This is a genomic window from Paenirhodobacter sp. (assembly GCF_041916475.1).
Taxonomy (GTDB): domain Bacteria; phylum Pseudomonadota; class Alphaproteobacteria; order Rhodobacterales; family Rhodobacteraceae; genus Rhodobacter.
In genome coordinates this window covers 1-6,552 of record NZ_JAYRZN010000074.1, presented here as the reverse complement: position 1 = coordinate 6,552, position 6,552 = coordinate 1, and the positions used below count along the sequence as shown (strand labels likewise).

The 6,552-nt window shown below is 66.2% G+C and carries 4 protein-coding genes and 2 pseudogenes; all 6 read right to left on the bottom strand.

The window, feature by feature from the left end; translation table 11 throughout:
- Nucleotides 1-209 (bottom strand): annotated as a pseudogene (locus ACOMG5_RS17385) (IS3 family transposase); the annotation flags it as partial.
- A 1,468-nt stretch (nt 210-1,677) separates the two neighbouring features.
- Nucleotides 1,678-2,661 (bottom strand): FliM/FliN family flagellar motor switch protein, encoded by a 984-nt coding sequence (locus ACOMG5_RS17380; RefSeq protein ID WP_420345046.1) that lies wholly within the window; start codon nt 2,659-2,661, stop codon nt 1,678-1,680.
- A gap of 174 nt (nt 2,662-2,835) precedes the next feature.
- Nucleotides 2,836-5,541: an ATP-binding protein gene (locus ACOMG5_RS17375; protein ID WP_420345045.1), complete on the bottom strand. Its 2,706-nt coding sequence runs from the start codon at nt 5,539-5,541 to the stop codon at nt 2,836-2,838.
- 1 nt (nt 5,542) lies between these two features.
- Nucleotides 5,543-5,818 (bottom strand): hypothetical protein, encoded by a 276-nt coding sequence (locus ACOMG5_RS17370; protein ID WP_420345044.1) that lies wholly within the window; start codon nt 5,816-5,818, stop codon nt 5,543-5,545.
- Nucleotides 5,818-6,195, bottom strand: coding sequence for a response regulator transcription factor (locus ACOMG5_RS17365; protein ID WP_420345043.1), 378 nt, complete (start codon nt 6,193-6,195; stop codon nt 5,818-5,820). Before ACOMG5_RS17365 ends, ACOMG5_RS17370 begins: the two co-directional genes overlap by 1 nt.
- A 73-nt stretch (nt 6,196-6,268) precedes the next feature.
- Nucleotides 6,269-6,552, bottom strand: a pseudogene (locus tag ACOMG5_RS17360) (XRE family transcriptional regulator); the annotation flags it as partial.

Genomic DNA, 6,552 nt, shown 5'->3' with positions numbered 1-6,552 from the left:
AGCAGCCAGGCCACCGTGCGATAGCCGAAGGACGGCTCCGCCTCGATCATCGCTTTGATCGGCTCGGCAAAGCGCGGATCGACCTTCGGTGCCGCCTTGACCGGCGTGTAGCAGACCGTTCGCCGCGGCACGCCGAACCAGGCGCAGAGCCTGGCGATAGACACCGTGACGCCATCGGCCAGAAGGCCCTGCTGGATGCTCTGGATCATTTGTCGTCCGCCGCATCCAGCAGGGCCTGCGCGTTTTTTCGTGCGCGGATTTCCAACATGGTCTCGCCGCAGGCTTGCCGAAGCCGAGACCAACTTCTACGCAACCCTGGAAATTGAACCCATGGCCGCGCAACTAACGAAAATCAGCCGTCGGCAAACCCGGAGCGGTTCAATCATCGCTTCCTCCACCTCGCTCAGAACGCCCGGTCGCGGCGTCTTCGGTCCGGTCTTACGATCCTCAACCGTCTCGCGCTTTCGCCACGTCGCGACGATTTTGGGGGTCACCCGAATTCCCGGCTCAACGCCGCGGTCGCAGCTTGCGATCGCGGCGTTGTTGCTCGGATGGCGTGTCTGGTCGCGGCGCAGCCCTGACGAATGTGGCCCTGAGCGCTTCCCTCCATTCAAGCAAATGAACCGCACCATCAAAACCCGGGGGCAAACACCTGAGCGAGGCATGGGACATCTGAGACGCCGAGGAAATGGCTTGCGGATCCGTCATAGACGATGGCTGTTCTTCAGCTTGTTGAGACAGCATGCGACCATGTCGCATAAGGGATAGCCGGAGATACCGACGTCCGTGCAGGCCGTTTAGCTCTTTCGCGTCGGCTTCATCGGTAGTTTTCTCTGGCCCAAAATGTTTTCCGCATTTCATCAGACACACAGTCCCTTTAGACCACCAGCAGCGTACCGCATTGGACTGCGATCATCAGATCTTCGATGGAGCAGCAAGAATCCTGCGCCAGTGCAATCTCGGACTGCATAGGCAAGTCTGCACCCTTTACCTGGGATGGATCCCCATCGAGACCTGACATGTGAGCAGAACTCGATCCATAGGACTGCTTTGCCGCCGGATGCCCGGGAACGGCCGGATGCCTCCTTCTCGAATCGCTCTCACTCCCGGCAAATGAGGATGGCCGGGCGATCTGCGCTGAGGAGAATCTGGACCTATCTTGGCGCAAACCCGGCATGGCTCTGTGGACCAGGATGTCGACCGTAGCCCTGCAAGGACGCAGCGCCAGAGCTGGAGGAAAGCCGACGAGCTCTTTACTCTCTGGCAATGTCACCGAACTTCGTTTCGTCCGGAAAATCCACCCAGAACAATAGAATGCTGCGATCTCTTGCGCCCGCTCTTGTGTCGAGCGGCTCGGATGCACCCTTCAAGAACCCCCTTTCATCATCGAAGGACGGTATGCGCGTCAAGCCCACTCCCGGATGGAGGCGAACCTGAAACACCCGGCGCGAGCCAGAAAGAGTCTTCTGCTCTAAACGGACACCCTCAAGAGGAACGGCCGGAGCAGAGGCGGAGGTGCAGCTGCATCAACGCAACTCGCCCCCGACGCACGGATAGGGCAAAGCCGCTTCAACCCCCAACACATGCTTCACATTGCACGAAACGCCGGATCAGGGCGTAGCCAATAAGCCCTCGGACGACAACCACAAGCGCGAGACATGTCACCCCGCGAAGCTCTTACCCGGCCGCGGTGCGTTGGGCGGGAAACTCCGCCGGGCCTTCATCCGCATCTAAGTGGCGGGACTGGCCATTCATGTCCACCGGCACCGGCCCCGTGCCCGCATGCCGCTGCGGAGCCACGACATCGAGTTTCGGCGTCGCGCGACGCACCGAGGGGATGACGTTATCTTCGAAGCTTTCGTCATCGATGAGGCGCAGCGCACGCATGCCGCTGTGCTGGCCGAGACGGGCATGCGACAACGTCCGTCCGCCCGCTTCGATGCGCAGCCGGGTCAACGCATCCGAGGGCAACGGAATCGTCATGCCCTCGCGCAGCGCCATCACCGTGGAAAGCGGCAGCGTGAACCGATGCAGCACCGCATCCATCAGCGCCTGGGTGGCACAAACAGAATTTTCCAGCCGATCATTCCATTCCCGCTCAGCCAGATCTTCGGCACGCGCGGCAGCACTGTCGCGCCCACCCGGAAGCAAGCCGCGCTTGCCACGCCCCTGCGCCGGCACGATCCACAGCAGATTGCCGTGGCGCGCTCCGCCTTCGCCCATCTTCAGATCCATCGCCCAGGCCCGATAAGGTAGATCTTCGAGCAGCATTTCCAGCGGACGCGCATCCTCCAGGCAGGACGAATACCGGAATCCGCCTGCCCAGACGGCGGCATCCGTCGAAGCCAGCTCGTCCTCGATCGCGCCGAGCAATGCATCGACGAGATCGGCGGCCATGGCCGCATCCGTGCGCGTCGGGCGCCGGGGCGCAGGCACAATGCGGCTCAGCCGCCCGGTCGTCTGCATTTCGATGATCACCGAGAGCGTCGCCGAGGGGATTGCAATCACCCCAAGAGCCTCCGCCGGCCCTTCGATCAGCATCAGCAGCGAAAATTCCTCAATCGCTTCGGGAAGCTCCGCCAGGCTCATCCGCCGCTCGCGCAGGTTATCGACGCTGATCTCAAGGCCCAGGGTCTCCCGGGCGGCCTTGGTCACGGCCATGGAAATCGCCTTGTCCGGCGTCGCTTCCGCAACTTCGCCCGAGTTCTGGCGCCCTGCATCCGCCTTGCGTCGCATTACCGTCTGACCCTGCACTCGTCTGCCCCCGCGTCACCCGTGATGCCCGCCCGCTCGCGCGAGACCGGACCTGTAGGACTAGGATTCGCAGATCAGGGTTTACGATCCGTTTAGCCGGACGGCCCCAGATGCAGTTTTTGCCGCGTCGCGGCGGCGCAGCGGCAAGACGACGCGAAAAGCGGCGCCACCCTGACCGGGCAGATAATCGATACTGCCGCCGAGATTGCCCATGATCTCCCGGCAGATCGCCAGGCCGAGCCCTGCCCCCGGGACCCGCTCCGCCCCCTCCAGCCGGGAGAATTTCTCGAACACCAGCCGCTGATCGCGCCGCGCGATCCCGGTGCCATTATCGATGAAATCCACCTGCAACCTCCCACCGCGGCGCCGGGTCTCGATCCGCAGGACACCGGGATCCGCATCGCAGTATTTGCGCGCATTGGAGATCAGGTTGATGAAGACCTGAACCAGCCGGTCGGCATCGGTCAGGACCATGACCTGCTCGCGCGCCGGATCGCGGTCATAGCGAAAATCACGCTCAGGCCGGGTCGAGGAGGAGGACTGGATCGCGCGGCGGATCAGGTCGTGCAGGTTGACGGGCGTTATGGTCAGCTGCGCGCGGCGGTTCTCCAGCACGCTCAGATCCACCAGTTCGTCCAGGAGCCGGGTCAGGCGCCGCGCCTCCTCGTGGATGATACCGGCATATTGGGCGCGGACATCCTCGGGCAGGCCCGGCTCCATCAGGATCTCGGAAAACGCGCGGATCGAGGTCATCGGTGTGCGCAGCTCATGGCTGACCTGGCCCAGGAAGGCATCCTTCTGCAGGGCAATCTCGGTCAGCTTGTCGTTCGCCTCGCCAAGCGCGCGCGCGGTCCGCGCGAGTTCTTCGGATTTGGCCTGAAGTTGCGAGGAATGCTCCTTGATCTCCGCAGCCTCCCCGGCGACCGCGATCAGATCCTGCATGCTCACAGATGTGCCGCCGGTCAGCTGCGCCATCATCGCATGCGCCGTGGCCGCCCCCACGGAGCCTGCCAGCTCGCGCTCCAGCCGCGCGAGGAATACCGGGGTCGGGTCGGGCAGGAACCCGGCCTTGCCCTGCGCCGCGGACTGGCTCTGGAAGAATTCTTGCGCGGCCTCCCCGCCCAGGATCCGCTGCGCCATGGAAAGCAGGTCCTCCGCCTCCGCCTGCCCGCGCGCCCAGCCCTTGGCCCCCGCGCCGTGATCGAAGACATTGACGAAGGCCACCCCCTGCAGCCGCTCCAGCGGCCCGGGGAAGGACAGGAGCGAAAACGCAAGAAATGCCAGCGTGTTGAGCAGCAGGCTCCAGACCATGGCATGGACCAGCGCATCCATTCCCTCCAGCCCGAACAAGGCCTGCGGCCGCAGCCAGGAGAGGCCAAAAGGCCCGGCCGTCATCAGCGTTTCCGGCAGCAGCCCATGGCCGCCGACAGAGGGCAGGAACAGCGTATACAGCCAGATCGCGAAGCCGGTGAGCAGGCCCGCGGTGGCGCCGATCCGCGTGGCGCCGCGCCAGAAAATGCCGCCGAGCAGCGTGGGCAGCACCTGCGCCACGCCGACGAAGGCGATGAGCCCGATCGCCGCTAGCGCATCGCCGCCGCCCGAAAGCCGGTTGTAGCCATAGCCGAGCGCCAGGACGCCCGCGATGGAGAGCCGCCGGCTGATCAGCACCACGCCGCGGACATCGGGCGCCTCGCTGCGGCGCAGGGCGAGCCAGAGCGGCGTGACGATGTGATTCGAGACCATGGTGGCAAGCGCGATCGCGGCGACGATCACCATGGAGGTGGCCGACGAGAACCCGCCCAGAAAGGCCAGCAGGGCGAGCTTGTCGTGCCCCTGCGCGAGCGGCAGCGTGAGCACGAAGAGGTCGGGGTTCGCTTCGGGCATCCGCGCGAGGCCCATCACCGCGATCGGCACCACGAACAGGCACATCCCCATCAGATAGGCCGGGAAGGCCCAGCTGGCGGTGGCGAGGTGGCGCTCGTCCACGTTCTCCACCACCAGCACCTGGAACATCCGCGGCAAGGTCAGCACCGCCGCGGCGGAGACGAAGGTCAGCCCGGCGAAACGGCCCGGCTGCAGCGCCCAGCCCGGCGCCTCGGCCGCGGTAATCTGCGCGAACATTTCCACAGGCCCGCCCGCGAGCCCCCAGACCACGAACACCCCGACCGCAAGCAGCGCGGCCAGCTTCACCACCGCCTCGACCGCGATCGCCATCACCACCCCGTGGTGGCGCTCGTTCGCATCGAGGTTGCGGGTGCCAAACAGCACCGTGAACAGCGCCAGCCCGCAGGCAAGCCAGAGCACCATCCGCCCCGGATCGGGTAAAGCGCCCTCGCCCGCATGCCCGGCGAAGACCCCGAAGCTGAGCGTAACCGATTGCAGCTGAAGCGAAATGTAGGGGGCCGCGACCACCACCGAAATCACCGTGACGATGATGCCGAGGCCATTCGATTTGCCGTAGCGCGAGGAGATCAGATCCGCGATCGAGGTGACCCGATGCGTGCGCCCGATCCGCACCAGCTTGCGCAGGATCCACCACCAGCCCACGAAAACCAGCGTCGGGCCGAGGTAGATCGTCGCGAATTCGAGGCCCGAGCGCGCCGCGTAGCCGACCGCGCCATAGAACGTCCAGGCGGTACAATAGATCGACAGTGACAGTGTGTAGACGAGCGGGCTGCGCAGGAACCGTAACCTCCCCGCGCGCGCCCGGCGCTCGGCCACGAAGGCCACCGCGAAAAGCAGGATCACATAGGTGAGGCAGACCGCGATGAGAACGTCGAAGGCCATCTCAGCGGTGGTCCTCCTCGGGCCCGGCGAGGGTCTCCTCCTCGGCCTCCAGCGCAGGCCCGAGGCCGCGGGCCAGCGCGAAGGCCGCGCAGATCAGCGCCATCCAGATCCCGAACAGATAAAGCCCCGTCGCCGCAGTGCCCGGCTGCGGGTTCCAGATCAGCGGTACGAAGACGAGGAGCCCCCCCGCGAGCGGCAGGATGCGCGCCGCGTCCATCATCCGCCGCCGCCGGTAGGAGCGGCGCGCGAGGAACAGGGGGCGTTCGCGCCCGGCCATTACCGCGGCGCGGCCGCGACCGCCTCGACAGCGGCCAGCACATCGGCATTGGCGAAAGGTTTGGCGAGGAAGGCCGTGGCCCCCGCATTCTGGGCGGCCTCACGGTCGCGCTCCTGCCCGCGCGCGGTCAGCATCAGCACCGGCAGCTGCGCAAGCGCAGGGTCGGCGCGCATGTCGGTGAGGATTTCCAGCCCCGATTTGCCCGGCAGCATCAGGTCCAGCACGACGACATCGGGGCGCAGCGCACGCACCCGCGCGAGCGCCCGCGCGCCGTCCGGCTCCACCTCCACCGCCCAGCCCGCCCGGCCTAGGATGAACCGGATCGCCTCGGCGATATGCGGCTCGTCCTCGACCAGCAGGACCTGCCCCTGTGCCATGCTGTTCCCCCTCTTCTGGGTCCCGACTATCGCGGCGGCGGGGGCGCGTGTCAAACTGGCCATGGGTCGCAGATCAGGCCTCTTCGCTGGGCAGGATCGACGGCTCGTGCCGTCCGGGGCATTGCGCGCGCGGGCAGATGCGGCAGGCGGTGCCGACCGGACGCCCGCCTGCGCCCTCGCCTGCGGGCAGCAGCAGCATCATCGCCTCCATCAGCACCGGCCCATCGAAGCCCTGCGGCCCGCGCGGCTCGGCGAAGGCATAGGCCAGGAACCGGCGTGGCGCCCGGCCGGCCATCTCCAGCACCGCGCGCACCGGCTGCATCGGCCGGTTCAGCGCCTCATAGAGCGGCCAGAGCG